This window comes from Streptomyces polygonati (assembly GCF_042650325.1).
GTDB lineage: Bacteria > Actinomycetota > Actinomycetes > Streptomycetales > Streptomycetaceae > Actinacidiphila > Actinacidiphila polygonati.
In genome coordinates this window covers 332,593-349,988 of record NZ_JBHSBB010000014.1, presented here as the reverse complement: position 1 = coordinate 349,988, position 17,396 = coordinate 332,593, and the positions used below count along the sequence as shown (strand labels likewise).

The following is a 17,396-nucleotide window of genomic DNA, read 5'->3' as shown; positions in this document are numbered from 1 at the left end:
CAGCCGGGGGGCGGCACCGGGCCGAGTTGTGCACAGCCCCCGCTTCGAAGCAGTTTCCCCGGTATCTACGTGTAGTCGTAGTAGTAGGGGCTGTGGATACCGTGGATAACTGGTTCCGTCCCAGGTCAGGCGGTGTTTTTTGTCCACCGGGCCTGTGGATGGGGCCGGTGGACAAACAGGGCCCGCTGTGGACGGCCGGAAGTTGTGCACACCCGGTCCACAGGGCACCCCGGGTTCTCCCCAGCGCCGTCCCCAGAAATACCCAGGTTCTCCCCAGGCCAACCCACCACCTTGGTGTGACGCCTTTCACTCTTGCGAGGGACAGAGCGCATTTCCTTACCGAACAGTGGACAAAGGTGTGGAGAAGTGGCTCCAAGCTGTGCACAACAGCGGCCATCCTGTGGGCGAGCGGTGGACAACTTTGAGCGGCCGCCCGGAGCCGACTTTTTGTCCACAGGCTGTGGATATCGGTTGCCCACATATCCCCACCCCGCTGAGCAGGACGGACAGCTCCGGGGGCAGGCCGCCTGTGGACACTTTCGGGACAACTCCGGTGTCCCCAGGGTGTGGACACAGAGATCGTCCTCCATCTGTGGAGAACTCGCCGTCGGTGACATGGAATCGAACAGCGGCTCCACGAAAGGGTGAACAACAAGCAGCGCCCCGGGAGTCGATCCCGGGGCGCTGAGTGGTGGTGAGGGCGTATTCATGTCATGCCGAGGCCGTACTGAGGCCGTGACGAGGCGGTGTCGGGTGGCGTCGAGGCCCGGCTGGGAAGCCGGACTCAGCTCTTGATGCGGTTGGTCAGCTCGGTCACCTGGTTGTAGATGGACCGCCGCTCGGCCATCAGCGAGCGGATCTTGCGGTCGGCGTGCATCACCGTGGTGTGGTCGCGTCCGCCGAAGAGCGCGCCGATCTTGGGCAGCGACAGATCGGTGAGCTCGCGGCACAGATACATGGCGATCTGCCGGGCGGTGACCAGCACCCGGCTGCGCGAGGAGCCGGACAGGTCGTCCACCGCCAGCCCGAAGTAGGCCGCCGTCTCGGCCATGATCGCGGTGCCGCTGATCTCCGGCACCGAGTCGTCGCCGCCCGGGATCAGGTCCTTGAGCACGATCTCGGTCAGCTGGAGGTCCACCGGCTGCCGGTTGAGGCTGGCGAAGGCGGTGACCCGGATCAGCGCGCCCTCCAGCTCGCGGATGTTGCGGGAGATCCGCGAGGCGATGAACTCCAGCACCTCGGGCGGAGCGTTCAGCTGCTCCTGGACCGCCTTCTTGCGCAGGATCGCGATCCGGGTCTCCAGCTCGGGCGGCTGGACGTCGGTGATCAGGCCCCACTCGAAGCGGTTGCGCAGCCGGTCCTCCAGGGTCACCAGCTGCTTGGGTGGCCGGTCGGAGGACAGCACGATCTGCTTGTTCGCGTTGTGCAGGGTGTTGAAGGTGTGGAAGAACTCCTCCTGCGTCGACTCCTTCTGCGCCAGGAACTGGATGTCGTCGACCAGCAGGATGTCCATGTCCCGGTACCGCTTGCGGAACGCGTCCGCCTTGCCGTCCCGGATCGAGTTGATGAACTCGTTGGTGAACTCCTCGGAGCTCACGTATCTGACCCGGGTGCCCGGGTAGAGGCTGCGCGCGTAGTGCCCGATCGCGTGCAGCAGGTGTGTCTTGCCGAGTCCGGACTCGCCGTAGATGAACAGCGGGTTGTACGCCTTGGCCGGCGCCTCGGCGACCGCGACCGCCGCGGCGTGCGCGAAGCGGTTGGAGGCGCCGATGACGAAGGTGTCGAAGAGGTACTTCGGGTTCAGCCGCGCGGTCGGTTCGACGGCGCCGCCCGACGAGCCGGAGCCGCCCGGGGCGCCGTGGCGGCCGTGCGAACCGGACGGCCCGCCCGGCGGCTGCTCGGGACGGCCCGGCTGCGGCCCCTGGCCCTGCTGCTGGTAGCCGCCGGGCGGCGGCGCGTACGGCTGGTGGCCCTGGTGCGGCACCGTCGGGTAGCCGTCATGGGTCTCGGCCCGGTAGCGCTGGTCGCGCGGCGGCTCGTAGGAGCCGGGCTGCCCGTCGTAAGGGTCCCGTCTGCCGTCGTAGGGCTCCCGCTGGCCGCCGTAGCCGTCGGGGTCGCGGTCCTGGAAGCCCCCGGGCGCCGGCGCCCCCCAGGTGCCCAGCCCGGGCTGCTGCCAGTCCCGCTGCTCGGGATAGGCGGGGCGCATCCGGGGGCCCTGGTCGTAGGGGTCCTGCGGGGCGGCGGGACCCTGGGGCTCGGGCCGCTCCTGCGGCGGCTGCTCCTGGTCGCCGCCGGAGGCCACCGCGATGGCGATGCCCACGGGGTGACCGAACTCACGGCTGAGCACCTCGGTGATCAGCGGCAGCAGTCGGCCCTCCAGGACGCTCTTGGCGAACTCGTTGGGCGCCGAGAGCACCGCGGTCCCCGCCACCAGGGCCAGCGGCTGGGTCCGCTTGAGCCACTCCGCGTCCTTGGGCTTCAGGTCCTCGCTGTCCACCAGGAGTTTCTGCAGGACCCGCGGCCATACTGCGGCAAGATCGGCACTCACGTCGGCCACAGTGCACGCTCTCTCGGTGTCTGGTTGTGCTGAGAAACTCCCGCGAAAGTGTGATCGTCGGGACGGGCGGGAAGTGATCAAGGTTCGGTACCAGGTGGGTACAGAGTCCGGTCCCGGGTCTGGTCACGGTAGTCAGGGCGCACTGCGCGGTTCAAGTCGTTGTCCACAGGCTGTGTACAAATGGCGGGGCCCGGCAGCCGGGTTTGACCGGATGGCCTAGCCGCACGTACCGTATCGAGGTCGAGTTGTCGATGGCTGCTGCCGCCTGCCTACCGATGGGCGAAGATCTCCCGGATACGTATCGGGGGATCGTTGAAGCGGTACACCCGACTGGTCCGCGAGTTTTTCGTGGGCGAACGGTGACAGCCAGGCGACTCCCCGTCGGACCCACGATTCTCCCTGGAGCCCCCGAGTGAGCAAGCGCACCTTCCAGCCGAACAACCGCCGTCGTGCGAAGACCCACGGCTTCCGTCTGCGTATGCGCACCCGCGCCGGCCGCGCGATCCTCGCGACCCGCCGCAGCAAGGGCCGCGCACGGCTGTCCGCCTGATCGTCCAGGTCCCATGCCGTGCTTCCCACCGAGAATCGGCTGAGACGCCGGCAGGACTTCGCAGAAGCGGTTCGCCGCGGACGCCGAGCGGGTCGACCGCTGCTGGTGGTCCACCTGCGTCGTGACACCACGCACCCGCACGTGCCGGGGGAGCGCACTCCCCCGGCACGTGCGGGTTTCGTCGTCAGCAAGGCGATCGGCGGCGCGGTGGAACGCAATCTGGTCAAGCGCAGACTGCGTCATCTTGTCCGCGAACGTCTGCTCCGGCTGCCCCCCGGTAGCCTGGTCGTAGTACGCGCACTGCCCGGAGCCGGCAGTGCGGACCATGCACAGCTGGCCCTCGATCTGGACGCCGCACTGTCGCGGCTGCTGGATCGTGACACCCATGGCGAGGCCGAGGGGAGGGTGGCTCGATGAAATATCCGCTACTGGCACTGATCAAGTTGTATCAGTGGACGATCAGTCCGCTGCTGGGACCGGTGTGCCGGTATTACCCCTCCTGCTCCCACTACGGGTACACCGCCATCGACCGGCATGGCGCGCTCAAGGGCACCGCCCTGACCGCGTGGCGCATCCTGCGGTGCAATCCCTGGTCGTCGGGGGGCGTGGACCATGTCCCGCCGCGTAAACGACCGCCATGGCACGATCGGCTGCGCCGCTACCTGCGGGGCGGCTCCGACGGGCCCGTCACCCCCGAGCCCACCGGACCCTCTCACGCCCAAGGAGCCTGACTGTGGGGATCCTGAACCCCCTCTATGACGCCGTCTCGTGGATCATCGTCCAGTTCCACGCCTTCTACGGCCTGATCTTCGATCCGAACAGCGGCTGGGCGTGGGGTCTGTCCATCGTCTCGCTGGTGGTCCTGATCCGGACGGCCCTGATCCCGCTGTTCGTCAAGCAGATCAAGTCCACCCGGAACATGCAGGTGCTCCAGCCGAAGATGAAGGCGATCCAGGAGCGCTACAAGAACGACCGCCAGAAGCAGTCCGAAGAGATGATGAAGCTGTACAAGGAGACGGGTACCAACCCGCTCTCCTCGTGCCTGCCGATCCTCGTCCAGTCGCCGTTCTTCTTCGCCCTCTACCACGTGCTCAGCAACGTGGCCAAGGGCAATCAGGTCGGCGTCATCCACCGGAATCTGGTGGAGAGCGCGCAGAGCGCGCACATCTTCGGCGCCCCGCTGCCGGCCAAGTTCCTGGACAGCGCCGCGACGCTGCACAGTCTCGGCACCACGCAGACCGAGGTCCGCATCGTCACCATCATCATGATCGTGCTGATGTCGTTCTCGCAGTTCTACACGCAGCGCCAGCTGATGACCAAGAACGTGGACATGTCGGTGAACACGCCGTTCATGCAGCAGCAGAAGATGCTGATGTACGTGTTCCCGCTGGTCTTCGCGGTCTTCGGCATCATCGCCCCGGTCGGCGTCCTGCTCTACTGGCTGACCACCAATGTGTGGACGATGGCCCAGCAGCTGGTCGTCATCCGACGGAATCCGACCCCGGGCAGCCTGGCCTTCAAGCAGCGCCAGGAGCGGCTGCGGGCCAAGGGCAAGCTGGTGGAACCGCCGGAGGAGATCAAGGCCAAGGAGGCCGTCGAGGCCGCGCGAGCGAACCGCACCCAGCCCAAGCGCCAGTCGAAGTCCCAGCGCACCGGTGGTCCCGGCGCGGGCGGCGCGGCGGGCGGCGGCACCAGCGGCGGCGGAGCGGGCAGCGGTGACACAGGCGGCCCGCAGGACGCTCCCCCGGCAGGCGGCTCCTCCCGGGCGAACGGCTCCGGCACCCCCAAGGCGCCCAGTACGGGGTCCGGCGCCCCGAAGTCCGGCGGCGGCGCCAAGACGCCCGGTGCGCCACGCGCGGGTGCGCCACGGGCCGGAGCCGGCAAGGGCGGCAGTCCCCGGGCGGGCGGACCCAAGTCCAAGTCGAGCAACGCGTCGAAGAAGAAGTAAGCGGAAGTAAGAGGAGATGCCAGGCGTGAGCGACGTCAACACCACCACGGCAGCCGACAGCGGCTCGTCCGCGACCCTGACCCGCCTGGAGCAGGAGGGTGAGATCGCCGCGGACTACCTGGAGGGGCTGCTGGACATCGCCGACCTCGACGGTGACATCGACATGGACGTCGAGGGCGAGCGCGCGTCCGTGTCGATCGTCGGGGACACCGCCAGCCGCGAGCTGAACAAGCTGGTGGGCCGGGACGGCGAGGTGCTGGAGGCGCTCCAGGAGCTGACCCGGCTCGCGGTGCACCGGGAGACCGGTGAGCGCAGCCGGCTGATGCTGGACATCGCCGGGTTCCGGGCCCGCAAGCGGACCGAGCTGGCCAAGCTGGGCGCCGGCGCGGCCGCCGAGGCGAAGGAGACCGGGCAACCGGTCAAGCTGGACCCGATGACCCCCTTCGAGCGCAAGGTCGTGCACGACGCGGTGGCGGCGGCCGGGCTGCGCAGCGAGTCGGAGGGCGAGGAACCCCAGCGCCGGGTGGTCGTCCTCCCGGTCTGACCCGCGGCCCGATCACCCCTGATCCTCCCGCTCATGCTGTCCGCTCTGTCGGCCCCGTCTGTTCGCAGGCGGGGCCGAAGCTTGTAAGCCTGATCGTGTACGTGTGGTGCATCCCACGCCGGGTGTCCTGATCGTCGGGACGCGTCCGGCGGCTGGTGCAGAACCGAGGAAAGGACAGCCCCCGTGACCGAGGCAGCAGCGGAGCTTCCGGCGCCGCCGGAGCAGGCCCGGACGGTCTTCGGCGACCGGTTCGCCGACGCGCTGCGCTACGCGGAGCTGCTCGCGGACGTCGGGGTGCGGCGTGGACTGATCGGACCCCGAGAGGTTCCCCGGTTGTGGGAGCGGCATCTGCTGAACTGCGCGGTGCTCTCCGAGGTCATCGACGAGGACGTGTCGGTCTGCGATGTGGGCTCCGGGGCCGGGCTGCCCGGGATCCCGCTGGCCCTGACCCGGCCGGATCTGCGGATCACACTGCTGGAGCCGCTGCTGCGCAGGACCACGTTCCTCGAAGAGGTGGTCAAGCTGCTCGGTATCGGGAACGTGACGGTGGAGCGCGGCCGGGCCGAGGAGATGATCGGCAAGCTCCCGCCGGTGGATGTGGTGACCGCGCGGGCGGTGGCGCCGCTGGAGCGGCTGGCCGGCTGGGGGCTGCCGCTGCTGCGGCCGCACGGCGAGATGGCGGTCCTCAAGGGCGACACCGCCGAGCAGGAGCTCAAGGCGGCCCGCGCGGCGCTGAGCCGGCTGGGCGCGGTGGACGCCACGGTGGTCCAGGTCGGCCAGGGCATCGTGGAACCGATGTCCACCGTGGTCCGGGTGCTGGTCGGGGAGAGCCCGGGCGGTGTGCGGGCCGCGACCCGCAGGGCGAAGGCCGCCCGGGCCGGTCGGGTGCCGCGCGGCGGATCGGGTGGCCGGCGTCGGCGCTGAGCGCTGGCGCGGGTCTGCCGGCACTGGGCCATAAAAACGCCCAAAACGACATAATCCGGAGTGTCTACGGAGATAGCGGCGCGGCGCTGTGCATCGTGTTCCACGTGAAACGTCGCTCGCTGCTTCCCGGAGTGCTCAGCCGCGGCCGTGCCGCGGCCGAAGCCCGGGCCAATAAACCCGTTAAGACGACCGCGGCTGTGGATAGTTCTCGGGATTTATCCACAGGCGACCGGGCCTCGCTGGTTCAGCACCCCTCGGGCATGGCAGGCTCTTCTCATTGCGAGCCTGAAGTCGAGGAGAGTGAGTCCTTGCGGTCCGACGCCAACATCGCGGGGCCGATGGCCGATCCGGTCCCCGGTCCCCGCTCAGCTGATTCAGCCGGGGGACCCTATCCGGGGCCCCCGGGGTTCGGAGGTGATGTTTCACGTGAAACATTGCCTCCCATGGATGACACCCCCATCGGTCGCGCCGCCCAACTGGCTGTCGAAGCGCTGAACCGTACCGGTGAGGGACTGCCCCGGCCCGCTCAGACCCGGGTGATGGTGGTCGCCAACCAGAAGGGCGGGGTCGGCAAGACCACGACCACGGTGAATCTGGCCGCCTCCCTGGCACTGCACGGCAACCGGGTGCTGGTGATCGACCTCGACCCGCAGGGCAACGCGTCCACGGCGCTGGGGATCGACCACCACGCCGAGGTCCCGTCCATCTACGACGTGCTGGTGGACAGCAGGCCGCTCTCCGACGTGGTGGTGCCGGTCGTCGATGTGGAGGGGCTGTTCTGCGCTCCCGCCACCATCGACCTGGCGGGCGCCGAGATCGAACTCGTCTCCCTGGTGGCCCGGGAGAGCCGGTTGCAGCGGGCTCTGGAATCCTATGAGCAGCCGCTGGACTACGTCCTGATCGACTGCCCGCCCTCCCTGGGCCTGCTCACCGTGAACGCCATGGTGGCCGGCGCCGAGGTGGTCATCCCGATCCAGTGCGAGTACTACGCGCTGGAGGGACTGGGGCAGCTGCTGAAGAACGTGGACCTGGTCCGGGCCCACCTCAACCCGAAGCTGTTCGTCTCGACCATCCTGCTGACGATGTACGACGGCCGGACCCGGCTGGCCGCACAGGTCGCCGAGGAGGTCCGGACGCACTTCGGCAAGGAGGTACTGCGGACCAGCATCCCGCGCTCGGTCCGCATCTCGGAGGCGCCCAGCTACGGCCAGACCGTGCTGACCTACGACCCCGGATCCAGCGGTGCCCTCTCCTATCTGGAGGCGGCCCGGGAGATGGCGCTGCGCGGATTGCCGGGCAGTGTGGCCGTCGAGTACGACCCGCAGGGCGAGCACAGTGAGCACAACCCGCACAGCATGTCGGAGGGCATCCAGTGAGTGATCGACGCAGAGGGCTCGGCCGTGGTCTCGGCGCGCTGATCCCGGCCGCGCCGCAGTCGACCGGCACATCGCCGTCGTCAGCATCCGTTCTGACCTCGGAACGCGGTGTGGCCGCGGCCAAGGTGACCGGTCTGGTGGACCGCGGCGAGCCCGAGTCCGCCCCGCCGGTGGTGGACATCCCTGTTTCACGTGAAACAGAACCGGATCCGTCCCCGCCGAGCGCACCGGTGGAAGGTGCCTACTTCGCGGAGCTGGAGCTGGACGTCATCACGCCGAACCCGCGCCAGCCGCGGGAGGTCTTCGATGAGGACGCGCTCAATGAACTGATCACCTCCATCAAGGAGGTGGGTCTGCTGCAGCCGGTCGTGGTGCGGCAGATCGGCACCGACCGCTTTGAGCTGATCATGGGCGAGCGCCGCTGGCGGGCCTGCCGTGAGGCCGGCCTGGAGCGGATTCCGGCGATCGTCCGGGCGACCGACGACGAGAAGCTGCTGCTGGACGCCCTTCTGGAGAACCTGCACCGGGCGCAGTTGAACCCGCTGGAGGAGGCCGCCGCCTACGACCAGCTGCTGCGGGACTTCGCATGCACCCATGAGCAGCTGGCCGACCGGATCGGCCGGTCCCGCTCCCAGGTCTCCAACACCCTGCGGCTGCTGAAGCTGTCGGCTCCGGTGCAGCGGAGGGTGGCGGCCGGGGTGATCTCCTTCGGCCACGCCCGGGCGCTGCTGGGGCTGGATGACGCCGAGGAGCAGGACAAGCTCGCCAACCGGGTCGTCGCCGAAGGGCTCTCGGTACGGTCGGTCGAAGAGATCGTGATGATGATGAACGGGGATACGAAGGCGCCCCGGAAGACGGCGGCCCCCCGCGCCGGTCGGCGGGTGGCACCCGCACTGACCAATCTCGCCTCGCGCCTGTCGGACCGGTTCGAGACCCGGGTGAAGGTCGATCTGGGCCAGAAGCGGGGAAAGATCGTGGTCGAGTTCGCCTCGATAGAGGATCTGGAACGCATTCTCGGCGCCATGGCTCCCGGCGAGGGCAAGGTGCTGGAGACCAGGCTCGAAGAGGAACCCGAGGACGACGACGAGGAGTGAGGGGCGGGCACCCCGGTGAGCCGCCGGGGTGCCCGAGGACTGCCTGCCCGAGGGCTGTTTGGTTCGCCACAGAAATGGGGTCTTGGCCACATGGGACGTCGGCTGGTACCGCTCACTCTGGACAATCTCCCGGACTTGCCCAAACCCTGCCGTCGCTGCGTGTTCTGGGAGCTGGACCCGGTCAGCGGCGAGGCGGCCGTCCAGGCGGGCAAGCCCGAGCTGGAGAAGGAAGCCTGGATCTCCGCCGTGCTGCTGGAGTGGGGCTCCTGCGGCCGGGTCGTCTATGTGGATGAGGCGCCGGCCGGCTTTGTGCTCTACGCCCCGGCCGCGTATGTACCCCGCTCGACGGCCTTCCCGACCAGTCCGGTCTCGGCGGACGCCGTGCAGCTGATGACCGCCCGGGTGCTACCGGGCTATCAGGGGCAGGGCATCGGCCGAGTACTGGTGCAGACCGTCGCCAAGGATCTCGTCCGGCGCGGCTTCAAGGCGATCGAGGCGTTCGGCGACGCCCGCTGGGACGCACCCGGGTGCGTACTGCCTGCCGACCATCTCACCGCGGTCGGCTTCAAGACGGTCCGTCCGCACCCGCGTTTTCCGCGACTGCGGCTGGAGCTGCGTTCCACGATCTCCTGGAAGGAAGACGTGGAGATGGCCATCGACCGGCTGCTGGGAGCCGTTCAGAAGGAGCCGGCCCTGCGACCGCTCTAGTGGTGTCCGGGGAGCGGGCGACATGACGACGGCGGCGGCCGGTCGGTGTTCCACGTGGAACACCGACCGGCCGCCGCCGTCGATGCGTTCTCAGCCGATGAAGTCGGCGAGGTCACGCTCCAGGGCGGCGCGCGGCTTGGCGCCGACGATGGTCTTCACGACCTCGCCACCCTGGTAGACGTTGAGGGTCGGGATGGACATCACGCCGTACTTGGCCGCGGTGACCGGGTTCTCGTCGATGTTGAGCTTGACGATGGTGATCTCGTCCGGGTGGGCCGCGCCGATCGCTTCCAGCGAAGGAGCGATCTGGCGGCAGGGCCCGCACCACTCGGCCCAGAAGTCCACCAGGACGGGCTTGTCGCTGGCGAGCACTTCCTCGGCAAAGGTCGCGTCGGTCACGTGCTTGGTGTTGCCGGCCACGGCAGTCTCCTCAGGGTCGGATGCGTTACGGAGGGGGTGAGGGGCAGAAGCGGTTCAGGCGGTCTTCTCGGTGTCGGCGAGCGCCGCGAGATACCGTTCGGCGTCCAGCGCGGCGGAGCAGCCGGTACCGGCCGCGGTGATCGCCTGACGGTAGGTGTGGTCCACGACGTCACCGGCCGCGAAGACGCCCGGGACGTTGGTGCGGGTGCTGGGCGCCTGCACGGTGAGGTAGCCCTCGCCGTCCAGGTCGAGCAGGCCCTTGAAGAGCTCGGTGCGCGGGTCGTGGCCGATGGCGATGAACAGCCCGGTCACCGGCAGCTCGGAGGTCTCGCCGGTCCTGGTGTTCCGCAGGGTCAGTCCGGAGAGCTTGCCCTCGCCATGGATCTCGGCCACTTCGCTGTCCCACACGAAGGAGATCTTGGGGTCGGCGAACGCGCGCTCCTGCATCGCCTTGGACGCCCGCAGGCTGTCCCGGCGGTGCACGATCTTCACCGACTTGGCGAACCGGGAGAGGAAGGTCGCCTCCTCCATCGCGGTGTCACCGCCGCCGATCACCGCGATCTCCTGCTCACGGAAGAAGAAGCCGTCACAGGTGGCACACCAGGAGACACCGCGCCCCGAGAGCAGGTCCTCATTGGGGAGGTTGAGCTTGCGGTGCTGCGAACCGGTGGTGACGATGACGGCCTTGGCACGGTGGACGGTGCCGGCCGAGTCGGTGACGGTCTTGATGTCACCGCTGAAGTCGACGGCGGTCACATCGTCCGGGATCAGCTCGGCACCGAAGCGCTCGGCCTGGGCCCGCATGTTGTCCATCAGATCCGGGCCGAGAATGCCTTCGCGGAACCCCGGGAAGTTCTCCACCTCGGTGGTGTTCATCAGCGCGCCGCCGGCCGTGACCGAGCCCTCGAACACCAGCGGGTTGAGAGACGCGCGCGCCGTGTAGAGCGCCGCGGTGTACCCCGCAGGCCCCGAGCCGATGATGATGACATTACGGACGTCACTCACGGGTGTCTTCCTCGTCTCTGCGAACTGCTGTGGGAACCCTCGCCGGACTCACGTCCTGCCTAACGGATCCTACGGGCCCGGCATTCCCCTGGCAGCGCGCCGCCCGGGGTCAGCGCGGATAGCTGCCCCGGAAGAGCAGCGTGCCCGGGCTGGAGGCCGTACAGGAGGCATCCACGACGTAGGCGTCCACCCGGGACGTGTCACCGGGGTGCGGCAGGAGCACCAGATAGGAATCGGTGCCCCGGAACAGATAGCGCTCGGCGGCCACCGGCGGCTGGGACCGCTGCGTGCCTCGGAGGACACAGGACGGCAGTGCGGCCGCTCCCTGTCCCCCGCTTCCGGTGCCGCTCGGTCCGCTCAGCATCGGGGAGTCGCTCCCCTTGCCGAAGGGAGCGGCGGTGCCGGGAGCCGGCGCGGCCAGCAGCTGGCGCACCTGATCGGCGACCGGATCGTCGACCGCCCGCCCGTCGGCCTTCTTCGCGCTGCTGGCGCTGCTGGCGCTGTCCTGATTGATCGAACCGCCGCCACTGTGGACCGCTTCGTACAGGGCGCCGGTGAGGAGAGCCACCGCGGCCACCGACGCGGCCACCAGCAACCGGCCCCTCCAGCGGCGATCACGCGGCTCAAGGCGGGTGAGGGGCGATGTTTCACGTGGAACACTCGCCATCGAGGATGTTCCACGTGGAACACGCTGTCCCGGCAGCGTGGCATCGAGGAGGGCCTCAGCGGCGAGGGCCGCGTCGATCCGCCCGGCGATGTCAGCCGGCATCCGCTGCGGTCCCGGCAGTGTCCCCAGCAGGCCGCGGATCTCCAGCAGGGAGTCCAGCACGTCCGTACACAGGGAGCAGTCCGCGATGTGCTCCCGCACCTCGTCGGCGCGTTCCGGCGGAAGCAGCCCCTCGGTCAGATCGGAGATCTCCGAGACCTCGGGATGCGGGTCCGTTTCCGAACCCGTCGTCGCTGTCATCGGTGGCCACCTCCGCCCTGTTCCGTCCCCGTCTCTGTGACGGATGTCCCCTCCGTCCGGTTCCTTCCCCTGCCGTCCAGCGCGTTATCCATGCCGTCGGCCCGCAGATGGGCGAGCAGGGGAAGCAGCCGGGCACGCCCGCGGGCACATCTGCTCTTCACGGTGCCGGTCGGGACCTCCAGCAGTTCGGCGGCCTCGGCGACGGGGTAGCCCTGCATGTCGACCAGGACCAGGGCGGCCCGCTGGTCGGCGGGGAGAGTGGCCAGCGCCGCGAGCAGCTCCCGGTGGAGTTCTCCGCGCTCGGCCGGTGCCTCGGCCGACTCGTGCGGCTCCATCAGGGCCTCGAAGTTCCCGTCGTCGGCGACCGGGGCGGTGCGGCGGGAGGCGGTCCGGCGGGCCCGGTCCAAGCAGGCGTTCACAGTGATGCGGTGCAGCCAGGTGGTGACCGCCGACTGGCCGCGGAAAGTGTGGGCGGCCCGGAAGGCCGACACCAGCGCGTCCTGCACGGCGTCCGCCGCCTCCTCACGGTCGCCGAGGGTGCGCAGCGCCACCGCCCACAGCCGGTCCCGGTGCCGGCGGACGAGCTCCCCGAAGGCATCCGGCTCGCCCGCCACGTGGCGGGCGAGCAGTTCGGCGTCGTCGGCGTCGCCGAACGCGTTTCCCTCCACGGCCAGACTCCCCCCGTCCGCCCTGCGCCGGTCTCAGCCGCTGACGCTCATCTCGGCGATCTTTCCCCGGAACTCGCTGCCGGACGGCGGCAGCTTGGTCAGCCAGACCAGCAGATAGCGGGAGTTGACCTTGGCATCGGGCTTCAGTGTGACCTCGGTACCATCCGCCGAGGCCACCTTGGTGAAATCGGCGAGTTCGGTCGGCATCGTCGTGCTGTTCCGCGAGGCCGCCATCAGCTCCACCGAGGTGTCCCCTCCGATGAAGTCGATCTTCACCCCGCTCACGTTGTGGGCGGCGCCCAGATCCAGGATGACTCCGACGCCGGACTTGAGACCGCCGAGGTCGGGCCGGCTGTAGTACTTCTGGGTCTGCCAGTAGGTGTTCGGGTCGTGGTCGTAGACGTTGTCGATCGTCGAGTGGCTCTCGCTGCCATCGCCCTCCGGATCGAAATCCTGGGCACCGACGATCTTGACCGGTCCCACCGGCGGCGGGGTCGTGCTCTGCCCGGACTTCTGGCCGGACGGAGGGGTGCTTCCGGACCGGTTCTCGTTGGACTGCAGGGCGTCCGCCAGCTGCCAGCTGCCCAGACCGATCGCCACGATCACCAGGACGGCAACAGCCCACTTCAAGGCCTTGCCGGTACGGCCGGGCAACGCGGGCGGCAGCGCCTCGGCGGTGTTCAGCGCTGTCCGGGCGGTGCGACCGGGCGCGGGCGGGGGCTGCTGGAAGGCGGTCGGCCGGTAGACCGGTGCGCCCTGCTCAGGGGGCCGGATACGCGGAATGCCGGCGACGGCCTTCGCCAGCTCCTCCGGGGTGGTGCAGGGCGACTCCTCCCGCGAAGCCGTCGCGCCGTCGTTCACCAGAGCGCGCATGGCGACCTCGGACAGGCCCCGGTGGACTCCGGCACGGACCTGGTCGGGAGCTACCAGGCCGACGCCCTTCGGCAGCCCGGTCAGGCCGTGGGCGTCCTCCTCGTACGGCCAGCGCTGGGTCAAGGACGCGTAGAGCAGCGCGCCGATGGCCTCGGTGTCCTGCCGCTGCGGCCCGTCGGAACTCAGCCCGCGCAGGGCCGCGGCGACCGCCAGGCCGCGAATGCGGTACTGCCCGGAGACGGTACGCAGCACCGCGCCCGGATCGAGCCGCAGATGCGCCAGCCCCTCGCGGTGGGCGGCGGCCATGCCCTGGGAGACCTGACTGGCCATCTGGTACGCCTCGTGCGGCTCCAGCGGACCGGCCATGAGGAGATCGGCCAGCGAAGTGGCGTCGGGCAGCCATTCGTGGATGACGTACACCAGGTCGTTCTCCTCGACGGCGTCGAGGACCTGGACGAAGCGCGGGTCGCCGAGCAGTGCGGCGGAACGGGCCGCCGCCATCACCTGGCGGGCCCGGTCGTGGTCGGCGGGCAGGATGTGGATGCCGACCGCCCGGCGCAGCTTCTCGTCGACCGCGCGCCAGCTGCTGAAGCCGTCCACCCGGGTCACGCACTCGGCCAATTGGTAGCGGCGGGCGAGCTTGTGACCGCTGTGCAGCTCCGGCGGTGTGGTGCGGGTGGGCTGGAGCCGTGCGGTCACGGCGGTGGAGCCGGCGCTGTCGGCGGCGGCTCCGGCGCCGGTCTTGGCAGCGGTCTTGGCAGGGGCCTTGGCAGGAGCCTGCACCGGGTTCCCGGCCGGGGCGCTGGTGTCCACGGCGCCGGTGTTCTTCTTGAGATCCTGGCCGGCACCGTTCGCCGCGGCGGATGTGCGGGGCACCCCGGCCTTCCCGGTGCCGGTGGCCGCCGGATCGTCGGCGGTGGGCATGGTGGTGGTCGGCTGCTCCTGAGCCGCGGCCTCGGCCGCGCCTCCGTCGGGTGTGCCGTCGGTCTGGTCGTCAGTCGTCGTTCCGCCGGTTGTGGCGCCGCTCAATTGCGCGGCGGGCTGCGTCTCGCCGCCCTCATTGGCCACTCCGACGGCGGCCGTGCTCCGATCCGCCACCGTCGTTCCTGCCTCCCCATCCATTGCGCGATCTCACGTCGAGCCGATGACAATTGTGCCCACACTCCACCGCTATGCACGACACACGGAGGGCCGTGATGGTTGCGCGGCAAGGCGTCCGGCGTGGTGCGCCGCCGTGATCAGCGACCGAGCCGGCCTCGTACCATACCGATCATCGCTGTCATCTCCTCGATCCTCATCCGCTTCGCGGCGACCACGAACAGACCGAGCAGCAGGGTGCCGCCGACGACGAGGGCGGCCAGTGAGCCGACCGCGCCACTGCCCAGGGCGCCCCGGACGGCGTAGACGGCGATTCCGGCGACGGCGGCGGCCGGAATGCAGGCGCCGACCAGCCGGGCGTAGGTCCTGATGACCCGCCGGCCGTCCAGGTCGCCGTTCAGCCGCCCGCGCAGCCGCTTGGCGGCTACCCCGACGCCCACCGCGTACGCGAGGCCGTAGGCGAAGCCCATGCCGACCACGGCCCAGCGGGCGGGCAGCACCAGGAAGCAGATACCGGCCGCCGCCGCGTTGACCGTGGCCACGATCACCGTGTTGTAGAAGGGGGTGCGGGTGTCCTCGAAGGCGTAGAAGCCGCGCAGGATCACGTACTGCACCGAGAACGGGATCAGGCCGACACCGAAGGCCATCAGGATGAAGCCGATGTTCTGCGCGGAATCGGCGCCGGTGCTGGCGTAGAGCAGGCCGCACATCGGGACGCCCAGGGCGAGGAAGGCGAAGCCGGCCGGCACCATGGCCACCGCCGAGGTACGCAGGCCGTAGGAGATGTCGTCGCGGACCGCGGTGACGTCGCCGTCGGCGGCGGCCCGGGAGATCCTCGGCAGCACCGCCGCCATCACCGAGACGGTGATGATGGCCTGCGGCATCTGCCAGATCAGCAGCGCGTTGTTGTAGGCGGTGATGCCGGTGCCCTGGTAGCCGTCCTTGTCGGCGTTGGAGCCCGCCCAGGTGGCCAGCTGGGTGACCGCGATCAGACCGGCCTGGTTGGCCAGCACGAAGAAGAAGGTCCACTTGGCGAGCTTGGCGGCCTTCCCCAGGCCGTGCCCGCGCCAGTCGAAGCGTGGTCGGAACTTGAAGCCGGCGTCGCGCAGATAGGGCAGCATCGCCAGCGACTGCACGACCAGGCCGAGCACCGTGCCCAGGCCCAGCAGCCGGGCGCCTTCCGGGGTGATCGTGGTGGCGTCCATCCGCGTGGTGCTGTAGGAGCCGTAGACCCAGATGAACATCAGGAAGGTGAAGATCACCACGATGTTGTTGAGGACCGGCGTCCACATCATCGCGCCGAAGCGGCCGCGGGCGTTGAGCACCTGTCCCATCACGACGTGCACGCCCATGAAGAAGATGGTCGGCAGGCAGTAGCGGGCGAAGGTGATCGCCACGTTGTAGGTGTCGGGGTTGTCGGCGATCTTCGCGGACATCAGCTTGATCAGCAGCGGCGCCCCGAGCACGGTGACCGCCACGATGCCGCCGAGCAGCACCATCACGACGGTGAGCAGCCGGTTGGCGTACGCCGAGCCGCCGTCGTCGTCGTCCTTCATCGCGCGGACGAGCTGCGGGACGAAGACGGAGTTGAGGCCGCCGCCGATGGTGAGGATGTAGATCATCGTCGGCAGTGTGTTGGCCACCGCGTAGGAGTCACCGAGGGTGGCGACACCGATCGCGGCGGCGATCACCAGGGTGCGGACGAAGCCGGTCACCCGTGAGACCAGGGTGCCGGCCGCCATCAGGGCGCTGGACTTCAGGACGCTGCCCGCGCGGCCGCCGCCGGTCGCGGAGGAGGCGGCCGGGACCGCCGCGGTCGCGTCCAGCGGCGCCTCACCGGGCGTCCCGACGGCCGGACCGGGGCCGCCGCCGGGGCCGACGGGCGCGCCCAGCGGGCCGGCCTGGCCCACGGGCTGCACCGGCTGGCCCTGCGGCTGCTGGTACGGGTAGCCGTACCGCGGATCGCCGTAGCCCTGCTGGCCGTAGCCCTGCGCTCCCTGGCCGTACCCGGCGTCGCCGTACTGCGGGTCGATGTACGCGGCGAACTGGCCGGTCTGGTAGAGGCCCTGCCCGTAGGCGGGCTCCTGGTAGGTCGGCTCCGAGTAGCCCGTTCCCGTGTTGTCCGCGGGGGCCTGCGGATACGGCTGCGGATAGCCCTGCGGGTAGCCGTAGGGCTGTTGCTGGTAGCCCTGCCGCGGGTACTCCTGCTGGGGCTGCTGCGGATAGCCGCCCTGCTGGGGGTAGGGCTGCTGCTGGGCCTGCTGGCCGTAGTCCTGCCGGGGGTCCGGTGCGGGAGGCTGCTGCTGCCGCGGGTCCTGGGGCTGCCCGGGGCCCGCGGCAGCGCCGGCCTGGTCGCGGAAAAGGTGCCCGTAAGGGTCGGCCGGCGGCTGCTGATCCGGTCGGCCGACCAGATCGTCCACGCCGACGTACTGGGTGTCCGCGTCGTCCCCGTAAGGCATCTGCGGATAGCCGGAGCGCTGCCAGTGCTGGCCGCCGTCCGGTGCGGGCGGCGGCGGAGGGTGGGCAGCCCGGTCGTAGAGAGCCTCGTCCACCGGATCCTCGGCGGTCGGCCCCTGCTGCTGATAGGGGTCGTAGGCGTAGGTGTTCTGCAGATATGGGTCGGGTGGCGTGGGACGCTGCTCGGGCTGGGGAGGCATCTGACCC

Annotated in this window: 16 protein-coding genes; 9 read left to right on the top strand and 7 right to left on the bottom strand. The window is 69.7% G+C overall.

Annotation, left to right across the window (positions count from 1 at the left end):
- Positions 1 to 784 precede the first annotated feature (784 nt).
- On the bottom strand, positions 785 to 2,557 hold the full coding sequence (gene dnaA / locus ACFO3J_RS22165; protein ID WP_386431824.1) for a chromosomal replication initiator protein DnaA: 1,773 nt from the start codon (positions 2,555 to 2,557) through the stop codon (positions 785 to 787).
- Positions 2,558 to 2,969: 412 nt separating this feature from the next.
- Between dnaA and rpmH the strand changes: the two genes are divergently transcribed.
- From rpmH to ACFO3J_RS22120, 9 genes are all read left to right on the top strand, one after another.
- Complete coding sequence (gene rpmH, locus ACFO3J_RS22160; RefSeq protein WP_003975051.1) at positions 2,970 to 3,107, top strand: 50S ribosomal protein L34; 138 nt, start codon at positions 2,970 to 2,972, stop codon at positions 3,105 to 3,107.
- A gap of 18 nt (positions 3,108 to 3,125) precedes the next feature.
- Positions 3,126 to 3,524, top strand: coding sequence for a ribonuclease P protein component (gene rnpA, locus ACFO3J_RS22155; protein WP_386431820.1), 399 nt, complete (start codon positions 3,126 to 3,128; stop codon positions 3,522 to 3,524).
- A complete protein-coding gene (gene yidD, locus ACFO3J_RS22150; RefSeq protein ID WP_386431817.1) occupies positions 3,521 to 3,838 on the top strand; it encodes a membrane protein insertion efficiency factor YidD in 318 nt (105 codons plus the stop codon). The genes rnpA and yidD overlap by 4 nt, the downstream gene beginning before the upstream one ends.
- A gap of 2 nt (positions 3,839 to 3,840) precedes the next feature.
- Entirely contained in the window at positions 3,841 to 5,055 is a 1,215-nt protein-coding gene (yidC, locus tag ACFO3J_RS22145; protein ID WP_386431814.1) for a membrane protein insertase YidC, read from the top strand.
- 25 nt (positions 5,056 to 5,080) lie between these two features.
- Positions 5,081 to 5,599 (top strand): Jag family protein, encoded by a 519-nt coding sequence (locus ACFO3J_RS22140; protein ID WP_386431811.1) that lies wholly within the window; start codon positions 5,081 to 5,083, stop codon positions 5,597 to 5,599.
- A 183-nt stretch (positions 5,600 to 5,782) separates the two neighbouring features.
- Positions 5,783 to 6,523 (top strand): 16S rRNA (guanine(527)-N(7))-methyltransferase RsmG, encoded by a 741-nt coding sequence (gene rsmG / locus ACFO3J_RS22135; RefSeq protein ID WP_386431808.1) that lies wholly within the window; start codon positions 5,783 to 5,785, stop codon positions 6,521 to 6,523.
- A gap of 260 nt (positions 6,524 to 6,783) precedes the next feature.
- Positions 6,784 to 7,899 (top strand): ParA family protein, encoded by a 1,116-nt coding sequence (locus tag ACFO3J_RS22130; RefSeq protein ID WP_386431806.1) that lies wholly within the window; start codon positions 6,784 to 6,786, stop codon positions 7,897 to 7,899.
- Positions 7,896 to 8,993 carry a ParB/RepB/Spo0J family partition protein gene (locus ACFO3J_RS22125; protein WP_386431804.1) on the top strand — a complete coding sequence of 366 codons (1,098 nt, stop codon included), beginning with the start codon at positions 7,896 to 7,898 and terminating at the stop codon, positions 8,991 to 8,993. Before ACFO3J_RS22130 ends, ACFO3J_RS22125 begins: the two co-directional genes overlap by 4 nt.
- 90 nt (positions 8,994 to 9,083) lie before the next feature.
- Positions 9,084 to 9,701: a GNAT family N-acetyltransferase gene (locus tag ACFO3J_RS22120; RefSeq protein ID WP_386431802.1), complete on the top strand. Its 618-nt coding sequence runs from the start codon at positions 9,084 to 9,086 to the stop codon at positions 9,699 to 9,701.
- A gap of 90 nt (positions 9,702 to 9,791) precedes the next feature.
- On the opposite strand, the gene trxA is transcribed toward ACFO3J_RS22120, so the two are convergent.
- From trxA to murJ, 6 genes are all read right to left on the bottom strand, one after another.
- On the bottom strand, positions 9,792 to 10,121 hold the full coding sequence (gene trxA / locus ACFO3J_RS22115) for a thioredoxin (RefSeq protein WP_386431799.1): 330 nt from the start codon (positions 10,119 to 10,121) through the stop codon (positions 9,792 to 9,794).
- A gap of 54 nt (positions 10,122 to 10,175) precedes the next feature.
- Positions 10,176 to 11,126: a thioredoxin-disulfide reductase gene (trxB, locus tag ACFO3J_RS22110; RefSeq protein ID WP_386431796.1), complete on the bottom strand. Its 951-nt coding sequence runs from the start codon at positions 11,124 to 11,126 to the stop codon at positions 10,176 to 10,178.
- 109 nt (positions 11,127 to 11,235) lie between these two features.
- Entirely contained in the window at positions 11,236 to 12,093 is an 858-nt protein-coding gene (locus ACFO3J_RS22105; protein WP_386431793.1) for an anti-sigma factor family protein, read from the bottom strand.
- Complete coding sequence (gene sigM, locus ACFO3J_RS22100) at positions 12,090 to 12,761, bottom strand: RNA polymerase sigma factor SigM (RefSeq protein WP_386431790.1); 672 nt, start codon at positions 12,759 to 12,761, stop codon at positions 12,090 to 12,092. Before sigM ends, ACFO3J_RS22105 begins: the two co-directional genes overlap by 4 nt.
- A 33-nt stretch (positions 12,762 to 12,794) precedes the next feature.
- A complete protein-coding gene (locus ACFO3J_RS22095) occupies positions 12,795 to 14,732 on the bottom strand; it encodes a protein kinase family protein (protein ID WP_386431787.1) in 1,938 nt (645 codons plus the stop codon).
- Between the two features lie 140 nt (positions 14,733 to 14,872).
- Positions 14,873 to 17,389, bottom strand: coding sequence for a murein biosynthesis integral membrane protein MurJ (gene murJ / locus ACFO3J_RS22090; RefSeq protein WP_386431784.1), 2,517 nt, complete (start codon positions 17,387 to 17,389; stop codon positions 14,873 to 14,875).
- Between the last annotated feature and the right edge of the window lie 7 nt (positions 17,390 to 17,396).

What these genes read in the sequence shown, in the direction of transcription:
- ACFO3J_RS22105 (WP_386431793.1), bottom strand. Translation starts at nt 12,093, where the DNA reads ATGACAGCGACGACGGGTTCGGAAACGGACCCGCATCCCGAGGTCTCG.
- murJ (WP_386431784.1), bottom strand. Translation starts at nt 17,389, where the DNA reads ATGCCTCCCCAGCCCGAGCAGCGTCCCACGCCACCCGACCCATATCTG.
- ACFO3J_RS22120 (WP_386431802.1), top strand. Translation starts at nt 9,084, where the DNA reads ATGGGACGTCGGCTGGTACCGCTCACTCTGGACAATCTCCCGGACTTG.
- ACFO3J_RS22130 (WP_386431806.1), top strand. Translation starts at nt 6,784, where the DNA reads ATGGCAGGCTCTTCTCATTGCGAGCCTGAAGTCGAGGAGAGTGAGTCC.
- yidD (WP_386431817.1), top strand. Translation starts at nt 3,521, where the DNA reads ATGAAATATCCGCTACTGGCACTGATCAAGTTGTATCAGTGGACGATC.